Genomic DNA, 25,911 nt, shown 5'->3' with positions numbered 1-25,911 from the left:
AAATAATCCGATCTTCCCTAAGGTGACTGTCACTTTTTTGCTCGAACGCCCGTTTGATAACAAGAGGAAGACCATGAGCCAGATCCCCCCGATTCGCAGCGCCGCGGTGATAGGCGCCGGCACCATGGGCCGCGGCATCGTCATGTGCCTGGCCAACGCCGGCGTGCAGGTGCAGTGGCTGGACAACAATCCGCAGATGCTGCTGCAGGCCCAGGGCGCGGTGGCCGACACCTACGCCCACAACGTGCGCCAGGGGCGGATCGACGAGGCCGAGGCGGCGGCGCGCCGCGCGCGGATTTCCCCGGCGGACAACTACACTGCGATCCGCGAAGCGGACCTGGTGATCGAGGCGGTCTACGAGAACCTGGAACTCAAACAGGCGATCTTCCGCGAGCTGGACGCGGCGCTGAAGCCCGCGGCCATCCTCGCCAGCAATACCTCCTACCTCGACGTCGACGCCATCGCCGCCGTGACCAATCGCCCGTCGCAGGTGCTCGGCCTGCACTTCTTCAGCCCGGCGCACATCATGAAGCTGCTGGAGATCGTGCGCGGCGCGAAAACCGCGCCCGCCGTGCTGGAAGCCGCCCTGGAGCTGGGCCGGCGCATGGGCAAGGTCAGCGTGGTGGCCGGCAACTGCCACGGCTTCATCGGCAACCGCATGCTGGAGAAGTACGTGCAGGAGTCGCGCCGGCTGATCCTCGAAGGCTCGCTGCCCTACCAGGTGGACGCCGCGCTGCAGGGCTTCGGCTTCGCCATGGGCCCGTTCCGCATGTTCGACGTGGTCGGCATCGACCTCGAATGGCGCGCCCGCGAGCTGGCCGGCAAGGGCCAGGACGCGCCCACCGTGCAGGTGGACAACCGCCTGTGCGAGATGGGCCGCTTCGGCCAGAAGAGCGGCAACGGCTTCTACCACTACGAACCCGGCAGCCGCCAGGCCGAGCACGACCCCGAGGTCGACGCCCTGGTGCTGCGCGAGTCCGAGCGCCTGGGCTACGCGCGCCGCGACATCGGCCCGGAGGAAATCCTCGAGCGCTGCCTGCTGGCGCTGGTCAACGAAGGCGCGAAAATCCTCGACGAAGGCATCGCCAGCCGCAGCGCCGACATCGACACCGTCTACCTCAACGGCTACGGCTTCCCCGCCGACAAGGGCGGGCCCATGGCCTGGGCCGACGCCCAGGGCCTGCCGACCCTCCTCGCGCGCCTGCGCGACCTCGCCGGGCAGCACGGCGCGCACTGGCAGCCGGCCGCGCTGATCGAGCGCCTGGCCGCCAGCGGTGGGCGCTTCGCCGACGTCCACAAGGAGCACCACGCATGAGCTACCAGGCGCCCCTGCGCGACATGCGCTTCGTCCTCCACGAACTCTTCGACGCGACCGCTCACTGCGCGCTGCTGGGCAACGGCCTGGACCGCGAGCTGATCGACGGCGTGCTGGAAGAGGGCGCGCGCTACACCGGCGAGGTGGTGGCGCCGCTGAACCGCAACAGCGACGAGCAGGGCGCGACCCTCCACGACGGCGCGGTGACCACCCCCGACGGCTTCCGCGAGGCCTACAAGCAGTACTGCGACAACGGCTGGGCGAGCATGACCGGCCCGGTCGAGTTCGGCGGCCAGGGCTTCCCGCAGCTGGTGGCGGCGAACTTCCACGAGATGCTGATGGCCGCCTCGCTGTCCTTCCGCGTCTATTCCGGGCTCACCGAGGGCGCCGTGCTGGCGCTGTACAAGCACGGCAGCGCCGAGCTGCAGCGCGACTACCTGGCGAAAATGGTCAGCGGCGTGTGGACCGGCACCATGTGCCTCACCGAGCCCCAGGCCGGCACCGACCTGGCGCTGCTGCGCACCCGCGCCGAGCCGCGCGCCGACGGCAGCTACGCGGTCAGCGGCAGCAAGATTTTCATCAGCGGCGGCGAGCAGGACCTGTCGGAGAACATCGTCCACCTGGTGCTGGCGCGCCTGCCGGACGCCCCGGCCGGGGTGAAGGGCATCAGCCTGTTCCTGGTGCCCAAGTTCATCGCCAACCCCGACGGCACGCCCGGTGCGCGCAACGCGCTGAGCTGCGGCGCCATCGAGCACAAGATGGGCATCAAGGGCGCCTCCACCTGCGTGATGAACTTCGACGGCGCCAGCGGCTGGCTGCTGGGCGAGGCCAACCAGGGCCTGGCCTGCATGTTCACCATGATGAACGACGCGCGCTTCCAGGTCGGCCTGCAGGGCCTGGGCATCGCCGAGCGCAGCTTCCAGGGCGCCTTGAGCTATGCCCGCGAGCGCCTGCAATCGCGCGCCCTGACCGGTCCCGCGCAGCCGCAGAAGGCCGCCGACCCGATCATCAATCACCCCGACGTGCGGCGCATGCTGCTGACGCAGAAGACCCTCACCGAGGGCAGCCGCATGCTCGCCGCGCTCTGCGCCCGCGAGCTGGACCTGGAGCACGGCCACCCCGAGGCCGAGGGCCGCAAGGCTGCGGCGAAGCGCGCGGCGCTGCTGATCCCGCTGGTGAAGTCCTTCCTCACCGACATGGGCCAGGAAGTGGCCAGCCTTGGCGTGCAGGTCTACGGCGGCCACGGCTACATCCGCGAATGGGGCATGGAGCAGCTGATGCGCGACAGCCGCATCACGCAGATCTACGAAGGCACCAACGGCATCCAGGCGCTGGACCTGATCCGCCGCAAGCTGCTGGGCGACGGCGGCGCCGAGATGGCCGCGCTGCAGGCCGACCTGGCGGAAACCTGCACCGCGCTGGCCGCCCACGCCGAGCTGGAACCCATGGCCGCGGTGGTGCGCGAGCGCATCCAGGAATGGCGTGGGCTGACCGCCGACGTGCTGGCCGCCACCCGCCGCGATGCGCAGGAGATCGGCGCCATGTCGGTGGACTACCTGCAGTACAGCGCCTACGTGCTACTCGCCGGGCTCTGGCTGCGCGCTGCCGGTACCGCCCAGGCGGCGCTGGACGCCGGCAGCGGCGAGGGCGACTTCTACCGCGCCAAGCTGGCCAGCGCCGACTTCTACCTGCGGCGCATCCTGCCGCGCGCCAGCATGCACCGCGAGGCGCTGCTGGGCGGCGCCGGCTGCCTGATGGCGCTGGACGAGGCGCACTTCGCCTTCTGATGGCCGGGCGGCCGCCCCGGCTCGCCCGGGGTGGCCGCCATGGCGGGCCGGGTTAAACTTGCATCGATTCAGCCCGATGACGAGAAACCACCCATGTACGAATGGCTCAACGCCCTGCCCAAGGCCGAACTGCACCTGCACCTGGAAGGGACCCTGGAGCCCGAACTGCTGTTCGCCCTGGCCGAACGCAACCGGGTGAAGCTGCCCTGGGCCGACGTTGAGACCCTGCGCAAGGCCTACGCCTTCAACAACCTGCAGGAATTCCTCGACCTCTACTACGCCGGCGCCGACGTGCTGCGCAGCGAGCAGGACTTCTACGACCTCACCTGGGCCTACCTGCTCAAGTGCAAGGCGCAGAACGTCATCCACGTCGAACCCTTCTTCGACCCGCAGACCCACACCGACCGCGGCATCCCCTTCGAGGTGGTGTTGCGCGGCATCCAGGGCGCGCTCAAGGACGGCGAGCAGCAGCTGGGCATCAGCCACGGCCTGATCCTCAGCTTCCTGCGCCACCTGTCCGAGGAAGAAGCCTTCAAGACCCTGGAGCAGGCCATGCCCTTCCGCGACGCCTTCGTCGCCGTGGGCCTGGACAGCTCCGAAGTGGGCCACCCGCCGAGCAAGTTCCAGCGCGTGTTCGACCGCGCCCGCGCCGAGGGCCTGCTGACCGTGGCCCACGCCGGCGAGGAAGGCCCGCCGCAATACATCTGGGAAGCCCTGGACCTGCTCAAGGTCGAACGCATCGACCACGGCGTGCGCGCCATCGAGGACGAGCGGCTGATGCAGCGCATTATCGACGAGCAGATTCCGCTGACCGTCTGCCCGCTGTCCAACACCAAGCTGTGCGTGTTCGAGCACATGGGCGAGCACAACATCCTGGCGATGCTGGAGCGCGGGGTGAAGGTGACGGTGAACTCGGATGATCCGGCTTACTTCGGGGGGTATGTGAGCGAGAACTTCCAGGCGCTGTATGAGCACCTGGGGATGACGAAGGAGCAGGCGCAGCGGTTGGCGCAGAACAGCCTGGATGCGCGGTTGGTGTAGGAGCGGGGGGGCGCCTAGTTCTTGCTCGCGAACGGTGCCTCCCGGCCACGCTGTGCGTGAGGTCACCTCCGTCCCCTCTCCCCAGCCCTCTCCCTGAAGGGAGAGGGGGCTTGTCCGTGCCGAGATGAGCATGGCTTTAGCCGGAAACCATCAGAGCTGCCGGCTAACTCCGTAATACCCGTTTCTGCCCAACGGTCCCCTCTCCCTTCAGGGAGAGGGTTAGGGAGAGGGCGCTCTACCCCCCAACACCCAAAGTCCCGAGCAAGCACCGTTCGCGAGCAAGCTCGCTCCTACGAAGAGCCTGTGCCGTCGTTGACCCCCGCACACCGCAGAAAAGCCCCCAGGCACGGGTTGTCGTTATGCGGACTCCACGCCACCCCATAGTCCACCAGTGGCGATGCCTCCAACGCCACGAACGCAGCACCAGGCAGCTGCATCTTGCGCATCGAGTCCGGCACCAGGGCCACGCCCAGGCCCTCGGCCACCAGGTTGACGATGGTCTGCTGCAGGTGCGGCTCCAGCTGGATGCGCGGTTCGAAGCTGCTGTCCCGGCAGCATTGCATCACCGCCTCGTGTAGCGCCGGCGCGGTGCCGTGGGGGAAGCTGATGAACGATTCCCCTGCCAGGTCCCCCGCCGCCACCTGGGCGCTCGCGGCTAGCGGGTGCGCGCTGGGCAGCACCGCGCACAGCGGCTCGCGCAATAGCGTGCGGTATTGCAGTTGGCCGTTCCCGTGGGCCGGGAAGGTCAGGGCGACGTCGGCCTCGCCGGCTTCCAGCGCCGGGCCGAGGTCGCGGGGCAGTACTTCGTTGAGCACCACCTTCACCTGTGGATAAGCGTCGCTGTAGCGCTTGAGCAGGGTCGGCAGCAGCGTCCAGGCGGCGACCATGGTGAAGCTCAGGCGCAGTTCGCCGCGCTCGCCGCGGGCGCTGGCCTGGGCCGAGCGCACCGCCAGGTCGAGGCCGGCGAGCAGGCTCTTGCAGTGCTGCTGGAACTCGCGGCCGGCGGCGGTCAGCTCCACCGAGCGCGAGTGGCGGGCGAACAGCGGGGTGCCCAGCTCGGCCTCCAGCGCGGCTATCTGCCGGCTCAGCGGCGGCTGGGTCAGGTGCAGGGCCTCGGCGGCGCGGCCGAAGTGCAGGTGTTCGGCGAGGGCGAGGAAGTAGCGCAGCTGGCGCAATTCGATCATCGATGCGTTTCCGGAATCGATTGGGCTATCAACAAGCATTGGACGGTATCGATGCGGCAATCCTATGCTCGCCAGCCCTCCTATAACAACGCCTTGCCGAGCCCGCCATGCACACCGTGATCGCCGTCGTCCTGCCCATCTTCGCGCTGATCCTGGCCGGCTGGCTGGCGCGCAGGACCAACCGCCTGGGCGAGGGCGCGGCGTCGGAGATCAACAAGCTGGTGGTCTGGCTGTGCCTGCCGGCGCTGTTGTTCAAGGTCACCGCCACTTCCACCTGGGCGGAAATCTGGCAGCCGGGCTTCCTCGCTGCCTTCACCGCCGGCTGCCTGCTGGTGTTCGTCGCCACCCTGGCCTGGCGCCTGTGGCGGGGCCGCGAGCTGCCGGCGGCGAGCATCGACGGGCTCAGCGCCTCCTACGCCAACACCGGCTACATGGGCATCCCGCTGTGCCTGCTGGTGTTCGGCCAGGACGGCCTGGAGCCGGCGCTGATCGCCTCGCTGCTGGTGGTATGCGTGCTGTTCGCCGTCGCCGTGGTGTGCATCGAGGTCGGCCTGCAGAGCGAGAAGCACGTCGGTCGCGCGGTGCTGGTGGTGAGCCGCGCGCTGCTGAAGAACCCGCTGGTGGTCTCGCCGATCATCGGTGGCCTGTGGGCCGCCAGCGGCCTGGGGCTGGCCGAGCCGGTGGTGCATTTCCTCGACCTGCTGGCGGCGGCCACCACGCCCTGCGCGCTGATTTCCCTCGGCCTGTTCCTGGCGCAGAAGCAGGAGGGCCCGCAGGTCGGCGCCTGGCCGCTGGTGCTGGTCAAGCTGGTGGGGCAGCCGCTGCTGACCGGGGTGCTGGCCTACAAGGTATTCGCCCTGCCACCGTTGTGGGCGGATTCGGCGCTGCTGCTCAGCGCGCTGCCGACCGGCACCGGGCCGTACATGCTGGCGGAGTACTACAAGCGCGAGGCGCCGATGGTGTCGCGCAGCATCTTGCTGTCGACCTTGGGGTCGTTGGTGACCTTGTCGCTGTGCCTGTTGTGGATTGCGCGTTGAGCCATGGTTGCGGCCACGCCGTGGTCAAGCCTGGCGTAGGGCGGAAAAAACCGGGCCTGCCAAGCGCGGGGCTGGCAGGCCCGTTCGCAAACCGCTTGGCGCCGGCGCGGGGAGGGGACCCCGCGCGGCGCCGGACGCGCCCCTCAGGCGTATGGCCCGAATTGCGTCAGGGTTGCGATCAAGCCGGTTCGGCAAGCGCGCCCGTAGCGCGCACGGATCGTTGGCGGCCGGAGATCCGGTGGGCGTCGCCGGCCGGCGCGGTGCCCTTGTCGTAGGGCCTGGCCAGCAGCATGTAGAGCACGCCCGCGCCCAGCACCACGGCGGTGGTGAGGATCATCGAGTAGTTGATGTACCAGGGCGCGTCGGGGCTGCGCGGCCAGACCATGTTGGCGATGGCGCCGGCGCCGTAGACCAGCGCGCCGACGTTCACCAGCGTGCCCCAGGGGCCCAGGCTGAACTGCCCGCCGGGCACCCAGCCCTTGGCGCGGGCGATCAGCGCGGCGACCACGATCAGCTGGAAGGCGACGTAGATGCCGATGGCGGCGAAACCGACGATGGTGGCCGTGGCGTCGGCCATGAACAGGCCCAGGCAGACGATCGCCGCCGGCACCACGCCGCTGACGAGCAACGCGGCGGACGGCACCTGGTTGGCCGACAGGCGCTGCAGCACGCGGCTGCCGACGATCATCTCGTCACGGGCGTAGGCGAACAGCAGGCGGCTGGCGGCGGCCTGCAGGCTGAGCACGCAGGACACGAAGGACACCAGCACCACCGCCATCACCAGGCGCGAACCCACCGGGCCGAAGGCGTTGGCCAGGATGGTGGCGACCGGGTCGGTGTCTTCGCCGGCGAGCACCTTGTGCATGTCCGGCACCGAGAGGATCAGCGCCAGGCAAGCGAACATCGCGGCGGCGCCGCCGATGTAGATGGTCATGCGCATGGCCTTGGGGATGCGCTTGCCGGGGTTGGGGGTTTCCTCAGCGACGTCGCCGCAGGCCTCGAAGCCGTAGTACTGGAACAGCCCGGCCAGGGAGGCGGCGAGGAACGCCGGCAGGTAGGAACCTTGCGCCGCGCCGAGGCCGAAGGTGTCGAAGAGCACGCTGAACGGCTGGTGGCGCTCGAAGATCAGCAGGTAGCCGCCGACCAGGATGGCGCCGACCAGCTCGCAGAGGAAGCCGAACATGGCCACCCGCGCCAGCAGCTTGGTGCCCACCAGGTTGAGGCCGGTGGAGACCAGGATCAGCACCAGGGCGATGTAGATGCTGACGTCCGCGCTCGGCGCGAAGCCCAGCAGCGCCGCCAGGTAGGGCCCGGCCCCGACCGAGACGCCGGCGATGGTGGCGCACAGCGCCCAGGCGTACACCCAGCCGACCATCCACGCCCAGCGCTTGCCCACCAGGCGCCGTGCCCAGGGGTAGACGCCGCCGGAGATCGGGAACTGCGAGACCACCTCGCCGAACACCAGGCACACCAGCAGCTGGCCGAGGCCGATCAGCAGGTACGACCAGAACATCGGCGGGCCGCCGGCGGCCAGGCACAGGCCGAACAGGGTGTAGACGCCGACGACCGGCGACAGGTAGGTGAAGCCCAGGGAGAAGTTCTCCCACAGGCTCATGCTGCGCTCGAAGTTCGAGCTGTAGCCGAGGGCGGCGAGCTGCTCGGCATCGGAATCGGTTACGCCAGCGGCACGCTTGGCAGGGGACCCACTCATCGTTGTTTCCTCTCAGGGGGTAATGGGCAGTGGCGGATTGTCTGCGGCGGAGCTTGCGCATCCGCCGCTGCCCTCTACGGGCTCATTGTCGTTATGGAAAGCGCGGCGCCTATTTGCCGTCGTCGTACTGCGAGAGCCACTCCACCGCCGCGTCGCGGTAGCGGGTGAAGCCCTTGTAGTCCACCAGTTCCTGGTTCAGGGACTTGAGCACGCGGTGCATGCGCCTGGCCCAGGCGGGGTTGCTGGCGATGTCCTGCAGGCTCAGCAGGTAGGTGCGGATCGGGAACACGATGGCGTTGCTGCGCGGCAGGCGGTGCAGCGGCTGCAGCTCGATGCGCAGGTAGACCTTCTCGCCGGCGTTCTCGGCGGTCACCGTGGTGCGGTCCGGGGCCCAGTCCGGCAGGCTCTCGGCGGACACGTCCAGGCGCGGGTTGACCGTCAGCGACCAGTTCAGGCGGCGCACCGGGTGGCCGTTGCGCAGGCGCAGGAGGAACTTCAGCGCGCGGTCGAGCATGCCGGTTTCCTTCACCAGCGGCACCGGGCCGTGGTACTCGTGCCAGGCCATGCCCAGGTTGAAGCGCAGCGAGTAGTCGGCGCGCTGGGTGGCGATGCCGGCGCCCCAGTACAGGGTGCCGTCGCGCTCCTCCTGCAGCACCCAGTCGCCCTGGGCCTGGCGGGTGATGTATTCCATCGGCTCGTAGGGCAGGGTGGCCGGGTCGCCGAAGGTGAAGGTGTCGTCGATGCCCAGCAGCTTGTTGGTCCAGTGCCAGCGGGTGCCGTCGCGCTCCAGGGCGAAGTACTCCGGGTAATCCTTGGCGTAGGACTCCATGATCAGCTCCAGCAGGTCCCACTGCGCCTCCATCATGTGCGGCGCCGAGACGTAGTGCATGCCCGGGTCCTTCTCCAGGGTGATGGCGCGGTCGCGGCACTCGCTGATGTAGTGCTCGTCGATGTCGAACACCGCACGGAAGGCGCCGTCGCCGACGGAGACGTGGGGTTCCAGGTTCATCGAGTACATGTACTCGTCGTCCGGGAAGGGGAAGGGCGCGCGGGCGATGCACGCGGGGCTGTTGGCGTAGGTGTAGTCGTCGCGGTAGGTTTCGTCGGGGCGGAATTGGATGGTCATGGTCGTTCTCCGGCTCAGCAGTCGATGACCAGCCGCGAGCACTTGGCGCGCGACACGCAGGGCATGATTTTCTTGTTGGCGGCCTTGTCCTCGTCGGACAGCCAGTCGTCGGTGTGGAGAATCTCGCCGTCCAGTTCCAGGACGTTGGTCTCGCACATGCCGCAGGCGCCGCCGCGGCACAGGTAGGGAATCTCGTGGCCGGCGGCCTCGGCGGCTTCCAGCAGGCTCTGGTCGGGCGACACCTCGATGGTCGCGCCGCTGCGCGCCAGGGTGACCTTGAACGGTTCGCCGGAACTGCCCTGTTCGAGGAAGCGCTCGTAGTGGATGTGGCTGTCGGTCCAGCCGTGGGCGTGGGCCGCGTCTATGGTGTCCTGGATCATGCCCTCGGGGCCGCAGACGTATACGTCGCTGCCCAGCGGGCGGTCGGCCAGCACGGCGCTGATGTTCAGGCGCTCGCCGCGGTCGTCGCGATACAGGCGCACGGCGTCGCCGTGTTCGCGCGCCAGTTCCTCGCCCAGGCGCGCATGTTCCGCGCCGCGCACCGCCAGGTGCACTTCGAACGGGGTGCCGCGCAGGCGCAGCTCGGCCAGCTGCGAGCACACCGGGGTGATGCCCACGCCGCCGGCGATGAACAGGTGCAGGCGCGCATGCTTGCTCAGCGGGAACAGGTTCACCGGGCGGAGGATTTCCAGCTCGTCGCCCTCCTTCACCGCATCGTGCATGCGCCTGGAGCCGCCACGGCCGTCTTCCACGCGGCGCACCGCGATCTGGTAGGCGCTGGCGTCGTAGGGCGAGCTCATCAGCGAGTAGGCGTTGCGGTAGGTGCCGCCGTCGTGGGGGATCAGCACCACCACGTTGCTGCCGCCGGAGAAGGGCGTGAGCTGGCCGCCGTCGCGCGGCACCAGGGTGAAGCGCTTGATTTCCGGGGTCACCTGCTCGATGCGGGCGACGCGGACGTTGAGGGTTCCGCTGGACTGGCTCATGTGTCGAGTTCCTCGGCTGCCGGCAGCTCGCCGGGGACTTCGGCGTCGGCCTTGACCGCCTGGAAGGCGGCGAGGCGGCGCGAGTAGTGGTCGCGGACCACCAGGGTGCGGGCGCAGTGCGGGCAGATGAACACGCGCTGGGTGACGTTCTCGGTGTAGCCGTCGCAGTGCACGCACCAGACGCGGCGCACGAAGGAGCCGCAGTGCTCGCGCAGCACCTCGTCCCGGTTCAGGTTGATCGCATCGGCGGCCTGCATGGCGGTGCCGATGAAGCTTTCCGAGCCGGCCAGGTACAGGCGGGTGCCCATGCGCGACTGGCCGAGCAGGGCGTGCAGGTCGTCGACCAGCGAGCGGTTGCTCGGATAGACGCTCAGCTCGACGCCGGCGATGTCGCGCAGCGCGGTCAGGTGGTTCTGCCCGGAGAAGGATTCGGTGGAATAGAGCACGCGGATGGGCGCGGTGCGCGGCATTTCGGCCAGCAGCCGGAGCATGGCGCTGCCGCCGCTGCCCTGGCCTGCGACTATGTGGTTGCTGCCGGCGAGCGGGCGCAGGTCGTCGTAGACCGGCCTGCTCTTGATACCTGTGATGAGCATTGTTGTTGTGCCTCCAGAACTGCCGGCAACCCCGGTCGGGGATGCCTGGCGCGATTCGAGGACCCGCGCACGGTCACGGGTCGATGGAGGTGGAGCACAGGGTGTGCCAAGAAATTAAGTTGTTGAAAATTAAGGGATTGTTGTTTTGGAGGGAAGGGAATGTAAGCAGAAATGACAAGGGGGGATAGGCAGAAATGCAGCGTTGGTGGGGGTGGTTATCCTGGGGCGGCGGTGTGTTGGTTGGGCGCCGCCCCTCTCCCCAGCCCTCGGCTGCGCGCCCCGCCCTGAAGGGAGAGGGGGCTAGTCCGTGCCGAGATGAGCATGGCTTTAGCCGGAAACCATCAGAGCTGCCGGCTAACTCCGTAATACCCGTTTCTGCCCAACGGTCCCCTCTCCCTTCAGGGAGAGGGTTAGGGAGAGGGAAGGGAGGTCAGAACAATGCCAATGCATCCGGCAAACGCAACCCCCGTAGGATGGGTTGAGCGAAGCGATACCCATCACCGCCACCGCATGGGTTTCGCAAGCTCAACCCATCCTACGAAAAGCATCTCGGTGCAGCCTGCAAGGCAGTGGCTCCTGCAAAAGAAGGGGCCGGCTGGCGCTCAATCCCTCTGCAACTTCCGAATCAAGGTCCCGACATCGATCCCCAGGTGCTGCGCCGCCTTGCGCTTGCTGCCGCACAGGCGCACGGCCTGGAGGATCACTTGCCGCTCGAAGCGTTGCACCTGCGCCTTGAGCGGTTCGTCGGCGCTGGCGAAGGGCAGCGGTTCTTCCTCTCCGGCGGGTGCGACCTGGCCCAGCAGCTCCGGTGGCAGGTGCTGCTCTTCGGCGACGTCGTCGGCCAGCACCGCCAGGCGTTCGAAGATGTTCACCAGCTCGCGGATGTTGCCCGGGAAGTCATGGCTCAGCAGGCGCTGGCGGCAGGCCGTGGACAGCCGCAGGGGCGGCTGGCGGTCGCGGTTGATGCGCGCCAGGAGGATGTCCATCAGCACCGGCAGGTCGTCGCGGTGGGCACGCAGCGGCGGGATGTCCACCGGCAGCACGGCCAGGCGGTAGTAGAGGTCGGCGCGGAACAGGCCGGCGGACACCTGCGCCTTGAGGTCCTTGTTGGTGGCGGCGATCACCTGCACCTGGACCTTCTTCGCCAGCGGCGAGCCCACCGGCTGGATGGTGCCGTCGTCGAGGAACTTGAGCAGCTTGGCCTGCACCTGCAGGGGGATCTCGCCGATCTCGTCGAGGAACAGCGTGCCGCCGGCGGCGCTCTCGATGTAGCCGCGCTTGCCCTGCTGCAGCGCGCCGGTGAAGGCGCCGCGCTCGTAGCCGAACATCTCCGACTCGAACAGCGTCTCGGGGATGCTCGCGCAGTTCACGTCGACGAAGGGCCGGTCGCCCCAGCCGGCGGCGCGGTGGATGTGCCGGGCGATGGCGGTCTTGCCCACGCCCGGCTCGCCGAGCAGCAGTAGGCGGGCGCGGCGGCGGAAGGCGCGCACGCCCATGTCGGCGATGTCCGAGAGCAGCGGCGACATGTGCAGCGCGTTGTCCTGGGGGTCGCCCAGGCTCGCCGGGCTGTCCGCCAGCGACGGCGCCGGAGCGCTGCGGCCGGCGCTTTCGCGCGCTTCGTATTCGCGCTGGATCAGCAGCGTGTAGGGCTTCTCGTAGGCGCCGGCGGGCACGCTCTGCAGGCGGGTGAGGAACAGCCGGCCGTCGCGCGAACGCGTCAGCGCGCTCTTGCCGCCGCGGCGCACGGCCTGCAGGAAGTCGTCGAACTGCAGCGCCGAGCGCTGGTAGAAATCGCTGTCGCTCAGGCCCAGCACGTCCTGGCGCGCCACGCGGTTGATGCGCTCGGCGGCCAGGTTGAGGAAGCGCACCCGGGAGTCGCCGTCGCAGACGATCAGCGCCTCGCCGAAGCCGTCGAGCAGGGCGTGCAGCGCCGGCGCCTCCAGCAGCGCGGCGAGCATCTCGGCGCTGACGTTGACCGACGAGCGCATGCCCATGCGCATCGGCGCGAAGAAGCCCTCGCCGCTCATGGGTGCAGCTCTGCCGGCCGGCGCTCGACGCCGTCCGGGCGCAGCACCACCACGCGCCAGGCCTGGTCCTCGCGGATCAGGATGCGCGAGCAGTGGCTGTCGAAGGCGCGGTAGCGGCCGTACTGGTCGGGCAGCTCCAGGCGCTGCCAGGTGCGCTCGGGCAGCGGCAGGCGGTCGAGGGTGGCGGCCACGCCGGCGGCGCGGGTGATGCCGAACACCTGCTCGAAGGCGGCGTTGCGCCATTGCGGCTGGGCGGCTTCGTCGATCACCAGCACCGCGTCGGGCACCGCGTCGAACACCCGGCGCAGGGCCTCGATGCGCTGCTCGGCGTCATGCTGCATGCGCAGCTCCTGGCTGACGTCGCGCAGGCTGCCCCACATGCGCAGCAGGCGGCCGTTGTGGATGCTGGCGCGCACGTCGTTCTCCACGTAGGCCGGCGAGCCGTCGTGGCGGCGGTCCACCGAGAGCGCGCCGTCGACGTGGAAGTCGGCCTCGATCAGCCGCCGCACGAATTCCTCGTTGGCCGGGCTGCGCGGCCAGTACAGGCGCACCGGCTGCTGGCCGAAGTCGACGTCGGCGGGCATCTCGTAGATCGCCGCCATGGCGCGGTTGCACATGCGCCAGTAGGAGCGGTTCTCGAACACCTGACGGACGATCTCGTCCGGCGTCTGGCGCACGTCCACCGGCTCGGCGAACTCGATGCACCAGTAGGCCACCTTGGCGCTGTAGAGCATCTGGCTCATGACTTCGTTGGCGTTCTGCAGCTCGCCCAGGCGCCGGCTGATGCCGCCCAGGGGCATCTTCACCAGGTGCAGGCGCGCCGGCTCGCCGTCGCGCCACTGCAGCACGCCGCTGGCCAGCACCGGCAGCAGGCCGCCGTTGTGGCGGATCAGCGTCAGCTCCAGGTCCTGCACCCGTTCGTCGGCCGGCGGGTTGGCGAAGAGCTGCTGCAGGGCGCGCACCGAATCGGCGGTGTAGACCTGTTCCATGCCCTGGCCGTGCAGCGCGCCGGGCGGGTAGCCGAGCTGGTCGCTCTGTTCGGCGGAGACGTCGAGGAAGCGGCCATCCGCGGCGATGCTGTCGGCCAGCAGCAGGCCACGGTCGAGCAGCAGGCGTAGCGGGTCCATCTGGGATTCTCCATGGGGGATGACGGGACCGGCGCGGTGGCGCGGGCCAGTCGTCTACCCAGGCAGGTTGCATGCCAGGACGCGGAGCCCGCGGCATGGGGCCCCGCGGCCTGGCGCCGTGGCGACTGTATGCAGAAATGCAGCAGCGTTTGCGTTTGCGCAGCGCCCTCGGGCAAGCGTAGCGCCTCCCCGGGAAAGGCGTAAGACAGGACTTTGGCCTAGTACACGCCAATTAACATAGCATGTTAATCTGATGCGCATTCTTCCGCGGAGGAGTGGACGATGATCGCCGTACGTGACGCCTGGGCGGCCGGGCTTCTGAAGTTGCAGAACTGGCCACGCAACCTGCTGGCCGGGGTCATCGTCGGGGTGGTCGCGCTGCCCCTGGCCATGGCCTTCGCCATCGCCTCCGGGGTCAAGCCCGAGCAGGGCCTGTACACGGCCATAGTGGCGGGCATCGCGGTGTCGCTGTTCGGCGGCAGCCGGGTGCAGATCGCCGGGCCCACCGGCGCCTTCATCGTCATCCTCGCCGGCATCACCGCGCGCTACGGCGTCGACGGCCTGCAGCTGGCCACGCTGATGGCCGGGGTGATCCTCCTGCTGCTGGGCATCACCCGCCTGGGCAGCGTCATCAAGTACATTCCCGACCCGGTCATCGTCGGCTTCACCGCCGGCATCGGGGTGATCATCTGGGTCGGCCAGTGGAAGGACTTCTTCGGCCTGCCGGCGGTGGGCGGCGAGCACTTCCACCAGAAGCTCTGGCACCTGCTGCAGGCGTTGCCGCAGCTGCACCCGGCGACCACCCTGCTGGCCCTCCTCGGCCTGGCCGCGGTGCTCTACGGCCCGCGCCTGCCGTACCTGGGGCGGGTGCCGGGGCCGTTGCTGGCGATGGTGCTGGTCAGCGTGCTGCAGGCGCTGTTCCAGTTCGACGGCGTGGCCACCATCGGCAGCGCCTTCGGCGGCATCCCCCGCGGCCTGCCGGTGCCGAGCCTGCCGGAGATCAGCCTGCCGCGGATGCTGGAGCTGATCGGCCCGGCCTTCGCCATCGCCATGCTCGGCGCCATCGAGTCGCTGCTCTCGGCGGTGGTCGCCGACGGCATGGCCGGCACCCGCCACGACTCCAACCAGGAGCTGGTCGGCCAGGGCATCGCCAACCTGCTGGCGCCGCTGTTCGGCGGCTTCGCCGCCACCGGCGCCATCGCCCGCACCGCCACCAACATCCGCAACGGCGGCAACAGCCCGATCGCCGGGGTGGCCCACGCGGCGACCCTGGTGCTGATCATCCTGTTCCTCGCCCCGCTGGCCTCGAGCATCCCGCTGTGCGCGCTGGCGGCGATCCTCTTCGTGGTGGCCTGGAACATGAGCGAGGCCCGCCACTTCGTGCGCATGCTGCGCCGCGCGCCCAGGGCCGACGTGGCCATCCTGCTGATCACCTTCGGCCTGACGGTGTTCAGCGACCTGGTGATCGCGGTGAACATCGGGGTGATCCTGGCCATGCTGCTGTTCATGCGGCGCATGGCTTCCTCGGTGGAGGTGCTGCAGCAGGGCAGCGCCGAGCTGCGGGGCGAACTGCAAGGCGCGCTGCCGCCGGGCGTGCTCGTCTATACCATCGAGGGGCCGTTGTTCTTTGGCGCGGCGGAAACCTTCGAACGCGCCCTGGCGCAGACTCGCAGCGATCCGCAGTTGCTGGTGATCCGCCTGAGGCGGGTGCCGTTCATGGACATCACCGGGATGCAGACGCTGGAGGAGATGATCCAGCAACTGCGCAAGCGCGGGGTGACGGTGAAGCTCTGCGAGGCCAACCCGCGGGTGCGGCACAAGCTGGTGCGGGCGGGGATCATCGAGGCGGTGGGTAGGCGGAATTACCATGCCAGTTTTGCCATGGCGCTGGCGGCCTGCGAAGGGCGGGGGGAGGCGGTGGTTTCTTCGTAGGGAGGGTTCGGCGCCGCCTGGGAGCAATCGCGGACGGAGTCCGCCCCTACGGTTCCAGGAAGCACGGCTTTTCGTAGGATGGCGTTGAGCGAAGCGATACCCATCAGCGCAACCGCATGGGTTTCGCAGGCTCAACCCATCCTACGAAAAGCGCTGGCGAGACCAGGCCCAGGGAGGCACGGGCGTAGGAGCGGACTCCGTCCGCGATCGAGCCGGCAGGCTGCTCCGGACTGGCCGGTGGCCCTCAATCCTGCCCGCCCACCTTCGGTTGCGTGGCATAGCTCACCCCGTGGCTCTCCAGGTAATCGCGGATCAACTGGCGAACCACCTGGGAAGGTGTCAGGTCCTGGCTGGCGCAGAGTTCCTCGAAGGCCTTCTTCTTCACCGGGTCGATCAGGACGGTCAGGCGGGCGGTGCGGTTTTCCATGGGTTCTACTTGTTCGGTTCGCGGATGTTAATCAAATTCTAATGCCCCATCCGCGCCCCTGTCATGGCGCCGTCCGCCGCAGCCGCCGCCGGCTCACTGTTCGCCGCGGATGTACTGCTCCAACTGCTGGATCAGCTGGGCCTGCTCGGCGATGGCTTCCTTGACCAGGTCGCCGATGGACAGCAGGCCCACCAACTGGCCGTTCTCCACCACCGGCAGGTGGCGCAGGTGGCGCTCGGTCATGATGCTCATGCAGGTGTCGATGTTCTGCTGCGAATCCACCGTGACCACCGGCGAACTCATGATGGCGCTGACCGGGGTGCCCACCGAACTGCGGCCCTGGAGGATCATCTTGCGCGCGTAGTCGCGTTCGCTGACCACGCCCACCACCTGGCCGTTGTCCACCACCGGCAGGGCGCCGACGTTCTTCACCGCCATCACCCGCAGGGCGTCGAGCACCATCTCGTGCGGGCCTATGGTGTGCACCTGCTGGCTCTGCTTGGCGTGGAGGAGCTGTGCGACGGTCTTCATGCTGGATGTCCTTCTGCTGTTGTGCGCAGGGCTATTACCCCGGGGTGGCGACAGGATCGGCAAGCGAGGCTTCCCGCACAATGCTGGAAACGGCATCGCCCCCATAGGAAAACGTCATGACCTTCCTTCTGACTTATAGCCAAATGCGCCGCGCCGCGCGACCGTCGAGGCTTTGCGCGGGCCCGGCGAGGCCGTAGCATTGAGGCCTGCCGCACCCCGCCTGCCGAGATAGCACCATGCACGACGACGACATCGACCTCCCCGAGCCGGAGCACGAGCACCTGCTCGACCACGAGTGGGACGAGGATTCCCCGGAGGATTTCGAGCACGACGCCACCGGCCTGCGCGACGAGCCCGAGGACGCTGAGGACGACTGGGACGACGAGGACGGCGACGCCCACTGGCACGACGACTGAGGCGCGCCGGCGCTCACTGCGAGGTGATGCGCCGGTATTCGTTCTGGTACTGGTCGAACGGCAGGTTGCTGCGCTGCAGCTTCTGCAGCTGGCGCTCCTGGTTCTCCACCGCCACCACCGGCTTGGCCGCCGCCTCCCGGCTGGCCACCGACTGGCCGGGCGCCGGGGCCGGCGCGGGGCGGGCCGGTTGCTCGGCCGGCGTGCCGGCCGGCATCGGCGCTGCCGGTAGCGGGTCGCGCTTGGCGATGCGCTGGGCGCTTTCGACTTCCTCGATGATCGCCTTGGAAATGTCCTTGAGCTGGCCTTCCAGCGCCTCGGGCTCGGCGGAGTCGGTCTCGTAGCGGCGCGAGCCCATCAGCCGGCCGCTGGGGCCGTCGGTGAAGCGCACGTTGACGCGCAGGCTGCCCTTGCCCAGGCCGTCGCCGTCGGCCTGCTGGCGCAGGCGGTCGACTTCCACCACCAGCAGCGTCGCCGGCTGCGCGGTGGGGCTCACCGCGCCGGCCTGCTCGCCCAGCTGGTAGTCGGACGAGGCCGCGCGGTCGGTCAGGATGCGCCGCCAGGTGCTGGTCAGCCGCGTCCAGCCCGGCGTCGCGGTCACGCTGGGGTCGCCCTGGAAGTTCACCAGCAGGCGGTTGCGGGTGTCGGCATAGGTGCTGATGGGGGAGAGCGCGTCGGCGCGCTTCACATCCGCCGCGCAGCCGGCCAGGCCGGCCACGAGGAGCAGTACGAAACAGGTACGCACGATGGCCTCCTTGGAAAATGCGCGGGCCGGGAGGTGCAAGTCTAGTCGGTGCTTTGGCGCTTGCAGGGCGCGGCGGCACATTTCCGTCGCCCGGCTGTTGGCCTGGCAACAGCGCATCAGCAGCTTGCCCGGCCTCGGACAGGACGATAACCCGGCGCCTGTTGCAAGTTCATGATCCGCAAGGCTTTCCGGCACTGGCACGGTTGCTGCTCCGGCCCTGGTGGAAGCCGCATGGCGCCTGGCCGCGCGGCATGCAATCGCGCAACTCCCGGAGAGCAGAACCATGAGCCAGCAACCCATCCGCTTCGCCTACTGGGTGCCCAACGTCAGCGGCGGCCTCGTCGTCAGCAACATCGAACAGCGCACCAGCTGGGACTTCGACTACAACCGCCGGCTGGCACAGAGCGCCGAGAAGGCCGGCTTCGACTACGCCCTGTCGCAGATCCGCTTCACCGCCGGCTACGGCGCCGAGTACCAGCACGAGTCGGTGGCCATCAGCCATGCGCTGCTGGCGGCGACCGAGAAGCTCAAGGTCATCGCCGCCATCCTCCCCGGCCCGTGGAACCCGGCGCTGGCGGCCAAGCAACTGGCGACCATCGACCAGCTGACCGGCGGGCGCATCGCGGTGAACATCGTCTCCGGCTGGTTCAAGGGCGAGTTCCACGCCATCGGCGAGCCCTGGCTGGAGCACGACGAGCGCTACCGCCGCTCCGAGGAGTTCATCCGCGCGCTCAAGGGCATCTGGACCCAGGACAACTTCACCTTCAACGGCGACTTCTACCGCTTCCGCGACTACAGCCTCAAGCCCAAGCCGCTGCAGCGCCCGCACCCGGAAATCTTCCAGGGCGGCAGCTCGCGGGCCGCGCGCGACATGGCCGCGCGGGTGTCGGACTGGTACTTCACCAATGGCAACACGGTGGAAGGCATCAAGGCCCAGGTCGACGACATCCGCGCCAAGGCCGCGGCCAACGGCCACGCGGTGAAGATCGGGGTGAACGCCTTCATCATCGCCCGCGACAGCGAGGCCGAGGCCCGCGCGGTGCTGCAGGAAATCATCGACAAGGCCAACCCCGAGGCGGTCAACGCCTTCGGCCACGAGGTGAAGAACGCCGGCGCCGCCAGCCCCGAGGGCGAGGGCAACTGGGCGAAGTCCAGCTTCGAAGACCTGGTGCAGTACAACGACGGCTTCAAGACCAACCTGATCGGCACCCCGCGGCAGATCGCCGAACGCATCCTCGCGCTCAAGGCGGTGGGCGTGGACCTGGTGCTCTCCGGCTTCCTGCACTTCCAGGAAGAGGTGGAGTACTTCGGCGAGAAGGTCCTGCCGCTGGTGCGCGAGCTGGAGGCCGAGGCGCAGCGCAAGGCTGTTGCCTGACGGGCAACTGTTGGCTGCCGGACAGTGCTTCAACAAACAGTGTCCGGCCAGCGACTCGGCTGCCTTTTATAACCAGTAAGTGGCTGATTTATAGGGAGAAAATTTCGGGCATGGATCGTGCTCAGCCAGGACAGGGCCCGCTGCCGGGAGGTCCCGGCCCCACACGGGCCACTGTTCGCCACGAGGAAGACCATGTCCGTTTCTGCTGCCTATCCGATCAACCGCCCCGCCGCGCGGATCATCCGCGACGACGCCGAGGCCATCCGCGTCGCCCACGAGGTCGCCGAGCTGCTGCTGGCCGGCGCTTCCGAGCGCGACCTCAACCGCTTGGTGCCGGTGGAGATCGTCGACGCCTTCTCCAACAGCGGCCTGTGGGGCATCACGGTGCCGCGCGAATACGGCGGCGCCGAGGTGTCCCACGCCACCCTGGCCCAGGTCATCGCCATCGTCTCGGCGGCCGACCCGTCCCTGGGGCAGATTCCGCAGAACCACTACTGCCTGCTGGAAGACATCCGCCTGCAGGGCAGCGAGGAGCAGAAGCGGCACTTCTTCGCCCTGGTGCTGGAAGGCCACCGCTTCGCCAACGCGCTGTCGGAAACCGGCGGCAAGAACGTGCAGGACATCCGCACCCGCCTGGTCGCCGAGGGCGACGGCTACCGCGTCGACGGCCGCAAGGGCTACTGCACCGGCTCGCTCTACGCGCACTGGCTGGGCGTGCTGGCGCTGGACGAGCAGGACCGCGCGCAGCTGGCCTTCGTCCCGCGGGAAAGCGCCGGGCTGACGGTGGTGGACGACTGGGACAGCATCGGCCAGCGCACCACCTCCAGCGGCACCGTGCTGCTGGACGGCCTGCGCGTGCCGGCCTTCCACCTGTTCCCCAGCTACCGCTCCTACGAGAGCCCGACCCTGGCCGGGCCCTTCGCCCAGATCACCACCGCCGCCATCGACGCCGGCATCGCCCGCGCCGCGCTGCGCGACACCATCGCCTTCGTCCGCGAGCAGGCGCGCCCGTGGATCGACGCGGGGGTGGAGAAGGCCAGCGAGGACCCGCTGACCATCATCCAGGTCGGCGGCCTGGACATCCGCCTGGAAGCCGCCGAAGCCCTGCTGGAACGCGCCGGTTACGTGCTCGACGCCGGCAAGGCGGCGCCCGACGAGGACAAGGTGGCCGCCGCCTCCCTGGCCGTGGCCCGGGCCAAGGTGCTGACCACCGAGATCGCCATCGAGGCGAGCAACAAGCTGTTCGAGCTCGGCGGCACCCGCTCCACCCTGCGCAAGCACAACCTCGACCGCCACTGGCGCAACGCCCGCGTGCACACCCTGCACGACCCGGTGCGCTGGAAGTACCACCTGGTCGGCAACTGGCTGCTCAACGGCAAGCGCCCGCCGCGCCACGACTGGAACTGAGGGGGCGCCATGAGCAAGCAGATACGCCTCAACGCCTTCGCCATGAACACCGTCGGCCACCTCTCGCCCGGCCTCTGGCGCCACCCGCGCGACCAGGCGCGGCGCTACACCGACATCCACTACTGGGTCGAGCTGGCCAAGACCCTGGAACGCGGCAAGCTCGACGGCCTGTTCATCGCCGACGTGCTGGGCGTCTATGACGTCTACGGCGGCAATGCCGACGCCGCGCTGCGCAGCGGCGCGCAGGTGCCGGTGAACGACCCGCTGCAACTGGTCCCGGCGATGGCCGCGGCCACCCGCCACCTGGGCTTCGGCGTGACCGCCTCGGTGTCCTTCGAGCACCCGTTCCCCTTCGCCCGGCGCATGTCCACCCTCGACCACCTGACCGGCGGCCGCGCCGGCTGGAACATCGTCACCTCGTACCTGGCCAGCGGCGCGCGCAACCTCGGCCAGCAGCGCCAGCTGTCCCACGACCAGCGCTACGCCCTGGCCGACGAGTACCTGCAGGTCTGCTACAAGCTGTGGGAAACCAGCTGGGAAGACGACGCCGTGGTCGCCGACCGCGACAGCGGCGTCTACGCCGAACCATCCAAGGTCCATGGCATCCGCCACGAAGGCGAATACTTCCAGGTGCCCGGCTTCCACCTCTGCGAACCCTCGCCGCAGCGCACCCCGGTGCTCTACCAGGCCGGCGCCTCCAGCCGTGGCCGGGCCTTCGCCGCGGCCAACGCCGAGTGCGTGTTCGTCGCCGCGCCGAGCAAGGCGGTGCTGAAGAAGCAGGTGGCCGACCTGCGCGAAGCGGTGCGCGCCGCCGGGCGCGAGCCGGGCGACGTGCTGGTGCTGGAGCAGCTCACGGTGATAGTCGCGCCGACCGACGCCGAGGCCCTGGCGCGCCTGGCCGAGTACCGCGAGTACGCCAGCGCCACCGGCGCCCTGACGCTGATGTCCGGCTGGACCGGCATCGACTTCGCCGAATACGCCCCCGGCCAGGTGCTGCGCGAGGTGCCCAGCGACGCCATCCAGTCGGCGGTGGAAGCCTTTACCCGCGCCGACCCGACGCGCACCTGGACCACCGCCGAGATCGCCGACTACTGCGCCATCGGCGGCGACGGCCCGGTGCTGGTGGGCTCGCCGCGGACCGTGGCCGACCAGCTGCAGGAGTGGGTGGCGGAAACCGACGTCGACGGCTTCAACCTGGCCGGCGTGGTCATGCCGGAGACCTTCGAGGCGGTGGTTGACCTGCTGGTGCCGGAGCTGCAGGCCCGCGGCCTGTTCAAGCGCGACTACGCCGAGGGCACCCTGCGCCACAAGCTGTTCGGCGCCGGCGACCGCCTGGCCGCGCCGCACCCGGTCGCGGCCCTGCGCGAGGAGGCCCGGCGATGAACGACTGGCTGGCCAACGTCGACTGGAGCGAGATCGCCCAGGCCTGCCTGGACACCCTGAGCATGCTCGGCGCGGCCCTGGGCTGCACCGTGCTGCTGGGGCTGCCGCTGGGCGTGCTGCTGTACCTCACCGGCCAGCGCCAGCTGCTCGACTCGCCGCGCCTGTACCGGGTGCTCTCGGTGCTGGCCAACGTGCTGCGCTCGATGCCCTTCATCATCCTGCTGATCGTGCTGATCCCCGCCACCGAGCTGCTCACCGGCACCTCGCTGGGCGTGCGCGGCGCCATTCCGCCGCTGGTGGTGGGCTGCACGCCGTTCTTCGCGCGGCTGGTGGAAAGCTCGCTGCGCGAGGTCGACCGCGGGCTGGTGGAAGCGGTACAGGCGATGGGCGCGAGCACCCGGCAGATCGTTTTCCACACCCTGCTGCCGGAAGCGCGCACCGGGCTGATCGCCGCCATCACCGTGACCGCCATCGTGCTGGTCGACTACACGGCCATGGCCGGCGTGGTCGGCGGCGGCGGCCTGGGCGACCTGGCCATCCGCTTCGGCTACCAGCGTTTCCAGACCGACGTCATGGTGGTCACCGTGCTGCTGCTGATCCTGCTGGTGCAGGCCCTGCAGATGAGCGGCGACCGCCTGGTGCGCCACTACACCCGGCGCTGAATCCAAACACCCGCTCGCGGCGGCCGGGAAAACGCCGCCGCTGGCCCCACGTCCAACCCACGACGGCCATTCCAAGAAACCACTGATCGGAGCAAACAGCATGAAGAAAGTCCTGGCCGCCCTGGCTGCCGTAATAGCCATCAACGCCCACGCCAACGAGCACCTCGTCGTCGGCGCCACCCCGGTGCCCCACGCGGAAATCCTCGAATTCGTCAAACCGGCCCTGGCCAAGCAAGGCGTGGACCTGGAAGTGAAGGTCTTCAACGACTTCATCCAGCCCAACCTGCAGCTGGCGAAGAAGAACCTCGACGCCAACTACTACCAGTACCGCCCGTTCCTCGACGACTTCAACAAGACCCGCCACACCAACCTGGTGCCGGTGGTGGGCGTGCACATCGAGCCCTTCGGCGCCTACTCGGCCAAGTACAAGAGCCTGGCCGAGCTGCCCGATGGCGCCAGCGTGGCCATCCCCAACGACCCGGTGAACACCGGCCGCGCCCTGGTGCTGCTGGCCGAGGCCGGGCTGATCAAGCTCAAGGACCCGAGCAATCCGCAGTCCACCGAGCGCGACATCGTCGACAACCCCAGGCACCTGAAGATCCGCGAGCTGGAAGGCGCCATGCTGGCGCGCTCGGTGAAGCAGGTGGACCTGGCCTTCGTCTTCGCCAACTACGCGCTGGAAGCCGGCATCGACATCAAGAGCGCGCTGATCGTCGAGAAGGGCAAGGACCTCTACGTCGAGTTCCTGGTGGCGCGTCCGGACAACATCCAGGACCCGGGCATCCAGAAGCTGGCCAAGGCGCTCAACTCGCCGGAAGTGCGCAACTTCATCCTGACCCGCTACAAGGGCGAGATCGCCCCCGGCTTCTGACGTGACCCGGCGCGGCGCCCAGGACGGGCGCCGCGCCCGGCAGGAACGCACCCATGGTCAGCTTCAATCATTCGCAGCCCCTGGCGGCTGCCACCCACATCCGCCTGCGCGGCCTGGCCAAGCACTACCTGGCCGGCGGCCGGGAAGTGCAGGCGCTGCACGGCATCGACCTGGAGATCCGCCGCGGCGAGGTGTTCGGCATCATCGGCCGCAGCGGCGCCGGCAAGTCCTCGCTGCTGCGCTCGCTCAACCGCCTGGAGCGGCCCAGCGCCGGCCAGGTGCTGGTCGACGGCGAGGACATCGGCGCCTTCGACGACGCGCGCCTGGCGCAGCTGCGCCGGCGCACCGGGATGATCTTCCAGCACTTCAACCTGATGGCCTCGCGCAGCGTCGGCGACAACGTCGCGCTGCCCCTGGTGCTGGCCGGCGTGCCGCGCGCCGAGCGCGAGCGGCGGGTGGCCGAACTGCTGCAGTTGGTGGGCCTGGCGGACAAGCGCGAGGCCTACCCGGCGCAGCTTTCCGGCGGGCAGAAGCAGCGCGTCGGCATCGCCCGCGCGCTGGTGCTGCAACCGGACCTGCTGCTGTGCGACGAAGCCACCTCGGCGCTGGACCCGGAAAGCACCCAGTCGATCCTCGCGCTGCTGCGCGACATCAACCGCCGCCTGGGCCTGACCATCGTCCTCATCACCCACGAGATGGAAGTCATCCGCGACCTCTGCGACCGCGTGGTGGTGCTGGAGCGCGGCCGGGTGGTGGAGCAGGGCGAGGTCTGGGAAGTGTTCGGCGACCCGCGCCACGAAGTGACGCGCAGCCTGCTCGGCACGCTGCACCATGATGCCGACGGCGAAGCGGCGGGCGAGGGCCTGCTGCTGGACCTGCACTACAGCGGCGCCAGCGCCCGCGAACCGGAGCCGGCCGCCATCGGCCGCGAACTGGGCTACGAGGTGCGCCTGGTGCAGGCCAGCCTGGAGCGCATCCAGGGCCGCTCCCTGGGCAGCCTGCGGCTGCGCGTGGCGGCGCCGGCGGCGGAGCGCGAGGCGGTGGTGGCGCGCGCGCAGGCGCTGGCCGACCGGGTCAGCCTGGTGGGCAGTGCCTGACGGGGCTCAGATGGACAGCCGCACCACGCGGTTGTCCAGCGCCTGTTCCGGGCCGCGGCGCTTGTTCACCACCAGCTCGCCGATGGCGATCAGCCGCGTGCGGGTGACGTTGCGCGACAGGCCCAGCAGGTTGGCGGTGTGCACCTGGTTGTGGTGGCAGAAGCGGTAGGCGGCGCGCAGCAGGCTTTCCTCGACGCGTTCGTAGAGCGCCCCGGCGGATTCCTCGAACAAGCGGCGGAAGGCGCGCTGCAGCTGTTCCTCGGCGGACTCGCCGCCATTGGCCGCGGGGCTGCCGGCATGGCCGGCGGGGGCTTCCTCCTGGCGCTCCAGGCGCAGGTTGGACAGGCGCAGGTCGTCCTCGCGTACCAGGCCGTCGCGGCAGGTCAGCAGGCTGTGGTGGATGACGTTCTCCAGCTCGCGGATGTTGCCCGGCCAGCCGTAGCCCACCAGCTTGCGCTCGGCCTCGGCGCTGAGCTGCACCTGGCCGTAGCCCAGGCGCTCGCTGTAGCTGCGGATGAAGTGGCGGGTCAGCGGCAGGATGTCGCCGGGGCGCTCGCGCAGCGGGTGCAGTTGCAGGGTGACGACGTTGAGGCGGTAGTACAGGTCCTCGCGGAAGTGCCCGGCGTTGATCGCCCGTTCCAGCTGCACGTTGGTGGCCGCCAGCACCCGCACGTTGATCGGGATGCTCTTGCGCGAGCCCAGGCGCACCACCTCGCGCTCCTGCAGCACGCGCAGCAGCTTGACCTGGATGGCCATCGGCAGGTCGCCGATCTCGTCGAGGAACAGGGTGCCGCCGTTGGCCTCTTCGAACCAGCCGGCCTTGGCGCTCAGGGCGCCGGTGAAGGCGCCCTTCTCGTGGCCGAACAGTTCGGCCTCCACCAGCGATTCGGAGAAGGCCCCGCAGTTCACCGCGACGAAGGGCCCGTTGCGCCGCCCACTGAGGTTGTGGATGTGCCGCGCCACCAGCTCCTTGCCCGTGCCGGTTTCGCCGATGATCAGGACGCTGGCCTCGCTGGGGGCGACCTGTTGCAGATGGGCGAGCAGCGCCTGCGATTTCGGGTCTTCGAAGACCTGTGCGGTCGCCCGGATCGAGGTGGCCAGTGCGGGGGAGGGGGGTAGCGTCAGCAGTTGCATGTC

General features: G+C 69.2%; 23 protein-coding genes. 12 read left to right on the top strand and 11 right to left on the bottom strand.

Annotation, left to right across the window (positions count from 1 at the left end; genetic code table 11):
* Window positions 1-73 precede the first annotated feature (73 nt).
* From IG194_RS11815 to IG194_RS11805, 3 genes are all read left to right on the top strand, one after another.
* On the top strand, window positions 74-1,315 hold the full coding sequence (locus tag IG194_RS11815; RefSeq protein WP_058487784.1) for a 3-hydroxyacyl-CoA dehydrogenase: 1,242 nt from the start codon (window positions 74-76) through the stop codon (window positions 1,313-1,315).
* Window positions 1,312-3,102 (top strand): acyl-CoA dehydrogenase C-terminal domain-containing protein, encoded by a 1,791-nt coding sequence (locus IG194_RS11810; protein ID WP_058487783.1) that lies wholly within the window; start codon window positions 1,312-1,314, stop codon window positions 3,100-3,102. The genes IG194_RS11815 and IG194_RS11810 overlap by 4 nt, the downstream gene beginning before the upstream one ends.
* Window positions 3,103-3,195: 93 nt before the next feature.
* The gene (locus tag IG194_RS11805) at window positions 3,196-4,143 is read left to right on the top strand and encodes an adenosine deaminase (RefSeq protein WP_058487782.1); all 948 of its coding nucleotides are present in this window, start codon (window positions 3,196-3,198) and stop codon (window positions 4,141-4,143) included.
* A gap of 290 nt (window positions 4,144-4,433) precedes the next feature.
* Here IG194_RS11805 and IG194_RS11800 read toward each other — a convergent pair whose 3' ends face one another.
* Complete coding sequence (locus IG194_RS11800) at window positions 4,434-5,327, bottom strand: LysR substrate-binding domain-containing protein (protein ID WP_058487781.1); 894 nt, start codon at window positions 5,325-5,327, stop codon at window positions 4,434-4,436.
* Window positions 5,328-5,434: 107 nt separating this feature from the next.
* Between IG194_RS11800 and IG194_RS11795 the strand changes: the two genes are divergently transcribed.
* Complete coding sequence (locus tag IG194_RS11795) at window positions 5,435-6,364, top strand: AEC family transporter (RefSeq protein ID WP_058487780.1); 930 nt, start codon at window positions 5,435-5,437, stop codon at window positions 6,362-6,364.
* Between the two features lie 178 nt (window positions 6,365-6,542).
* Here the strand turns inward: IG194_RS11795 and IG194_RS11790 are convergent, their stop codons facing one another.
* The 6 genes from IG194_RS11790 to IG194_RS11765 all read right to left on the bottom strand — a co-directional run bounded on the left by IG194_RS11790 (window position 6,543) and on the right by IG194_RS11765 (window position 13,931).
* Window positions 6,543-8,075 (bottom strand): APC family permease, encoded by a 1,533-nt coding sequence (locus IG194_RS11790; protein ID WP_058487779.1) that lies wholly within the window; start codon window positions 8,073-8,075, stop codon window positions 6,543-6,545.
* Window positions 8,076-8,184: 109 nt separating this feature from the next.
* Window positions 8,185-9,201, bottom strand: a complete 1,017-nt coding sequence (locus IG194_RS11785) for a heme-dependent oxidative N-demethylase family protein (protein WP_009614988.1) — start codon at window positions 9,199-9,201, stop codon at window positions 8,185-8,187.
* A 14-nt stretch (window positions 9,202-9,215) separates the two neighbouring features.
* Window positions 9,216-10,184, bottom strand: coding sequence for a PDR/VanB family oxidoreductase (locus IG194_RS11780; protein ID WP_058487778.1), 969 nt, complete (start codon window positions 10,182-10,184; stop codon window positions 9,216-9,218).
* Entirely contained in the window at window positions 10,181-10,777 is a 597-nt protein-coding gene (locus IG194_RS11775) for a dimethylamine monooxygenase subunit DmmA family protein (RefSeq protein WP_058487777.1), read from the bottom strand. The genes IG194_RS11780 and IG194_RS11775 overlap by 4 nt, the downstream gene beginning before the upstream one ends.
* Window positions 10,778-11,379: 602 nt before the next feature.
* Window positions 11,380-12,804 carry a sigma-54 interaction domain-containing protein gene (locus IG194_RS11770; protein WP_058487776.1) on the bottom strand — a complete coding sequence of 475 codons (1,425 nt, stop codon included), beginning with the start codon at window positions 12,802-12,804 and terminating at the stop codon, window positions 11,380-11,382.
* A complete protein-coding gene (locus IG194_RS11765; protein ID WP_043269731.1) occupies window positions 12,801-13,931 on the bottom strand; it encodes a PAS domain-containing protein in 1,131 nt (376 codons plus the stop codon). The genes IG194_RS11770 and IG194_RS11765 overlap by 4 nt, the downstream gene beginning before the upstream one ends.
* 282 nt (window positions 13,932-14,213) lie before the next feature.
* On the opposite strand from IG194_RS11765, the gene IG194_RS11760 reads away from it, so the two are divergent.
* Window positions 14,214-15,863 (top strand): SulP family inorganic anion transporter, encoded by a 1,650-nt coding sequence (locus tag IG194_RS11760; protein WP_058487775.1) that lies wholly within the window; start codon window positions 14,214-14,216, stop codon window positions 15,861-15,863.
* A gap of 244 nt (window positions 15,864-16,107) precedes the next feature.
* Here IG194_RS11760 and IG194_RS11755 read toward each other — a convergent pair whose 3' ends face one another.
* Window positions 16,108-16,290 (bottom strand): ribbon-helix-helix domain-containing protein, encoded by a 183-nt coding sequence (locus IG194_RS11755; protein ID WP_009615001.1) that lies wholly within the window; start codon window positions 16,288-16,290, stop codon window positions 16,108-16,110.
* 93 nt (window positions 16,291-16,383) lie between these two features.
* On the bottom strand, window positions 16,384-16,821 hold the full coding sequence (locus IG194_RS11750) for a CBS domain-containing protein (RefSeq protein ID WP_043269727.1): 438 nt from the start codon (window positions 16,819-16,821) through the stop codon (window positions 16,384-16,386).
* Window positions 16,822-17,057: 236 nt separating this feature from the next.
* On the opposite strand from IG194_RS11750, the gene IG194_RS11745 reads away from it, so the two are divergent.
* The gene (locus IG194_RS11745; RefSeq protein WP_058072595.1) at window positions 17,058-17,237 is read left to right on the top strand and encodes a hypothetical protein; all 180 of its coding nucleotides are present in this window, start codon (window positions 17,058-17,060) and stop codon (window positions 17,235-17,237) included.
* A 13-nt stretch (window positions 17,238-17,250) separates the two neighbouring features.
* On the opposite strand, the gene IG194_RS11740 is transcribed toward IG194_RS11745, so the two are convergent.
* Entirely contained in the window at window positions 17,251-17,979 is a 729-nt protein-coding gene (locus tag IG194_RS11740; protein WP_058487774.1) for a hypothetical protein, read from the bottom strand.
* Window positions 17,980-18,262: 283 nt separating this feature from the next.
* Between IG194_RS11740 and sfnG the strand changes: the two genes are divergently transcribed.
* The 6 genes from sfnG (at window position 18,263) to IG194_RS11710 (ending at window position 24,774) form a co-directional block, all read left to right on the top strand.
* Window positions 18,263-19,354, top strand: a complete 1,092-nt coding sequence (sfnG, locus tag IG194_RS11735) for a dimethylsulfone monooxygenase SfnG (RefSeq protein WP_058487773.1) — start codon at window positions 18,263-18,265, stop codon at window positions 19,352-19,354.
* A 192-nt stretch (window positions 19,355-19,546) separates the two neighbouring features.
* Complete coding sequence (locus IG194_RS11730; RefSeq protein WP_058487772.1) at window positions 19,547-20,761, top strand: SfnB family sulfur acquisition oxidoreductase; 1,215 nt, start codon at window positions 19,547-19,549, stop codon at window positions 20,759-20,761.
* 9 nt (window positions 20,762-20,770) lie between these two features.
* Window positions 20,771-22,144: an LLM class flavin-dependent oxidoreductase gene (locus IG194_RS11725; protein ID WP_058072599.1), complete on the top strand. Its 1,374-nt coding sequence runs from the start codon at window positions 20,771-20,773 to the stop codon at window positions 22,142-22,144.
* Complete coding sequence (locus tag IG194_RS11720; RefSeq protein ID WP_043269715.1) at window positions 22,141-22,806, top strand: methionine ABC transporter permease; 666 nt, start codon at window positions 22,141-22,143, stop codon at window positions 22,804-22,806. The genes IG194_RS11725 and IG194_RS11720 overlap by 4 nt, the downstream gene beginning before the upstream one ends.
* A 100-nt stretch (window positions 22,807-22,906) precedes the next feature.
* On the top strand, window positions 22,907-23,677 hold the full coding sequence (locus IG194_RS11715; protein ID WP_058487771.1) for a MetQ/NlpA family ABC transporter substrate-binding protein: 771 nt from the start codon (window positions 22,907-22,909) through the stop codon (window positions 23,675-23,677).
* A gap of 53 nt (window positions 23,678-23,730) precedes the next feature.
* On the top strand, window positions 23,731-24,774 hold the full coding sequence (locus tag IG194_RS11710; RefSeq protein WP_043314494.1) for a methionine ABC transporter ATP-binding protein: 1,044 nt from the start codon (window positions 23,731-23,733) through the stop codon (window positions 24,772-24,774).
* 6 nt (window positions 24,775-24,780) lie between these two features.
* On the opposite strand, the gene IG194_RS11705 is transcribed toward IG194_RS11710, so the two are convergent.
* Complete coding sequence (locus tag IG194_RS11705; RefSeq protein ID WP_058487770.1) at window positions 24,781-25,908, bottom strand: sigma-54 interaction domain-containing protein; 1,128 nt, start codon at window positions 25,906-25,908, stop codon at window positions 24,781-24,783.
* Between the last annotated feature and the right edge of the window lie 3 nt (window positions 25,909-25,911).

Origin of the sequence: Pseudomonas sp. ADPe (assembly GCF_014843515.1) — a bacterium.
Lineage (GTDB): Bacteria > Pseudomonadota > Gammaproteobacteria > Pseudomonadales > Pseudomonadaceae > Pseudomonas > Pseudomonas citronellolis.
The sequence above is the reverse complement of the archived record's forward strand: the minus strand, read 5'-3'. Positions and strand labels throughout refer to the sequence as shown.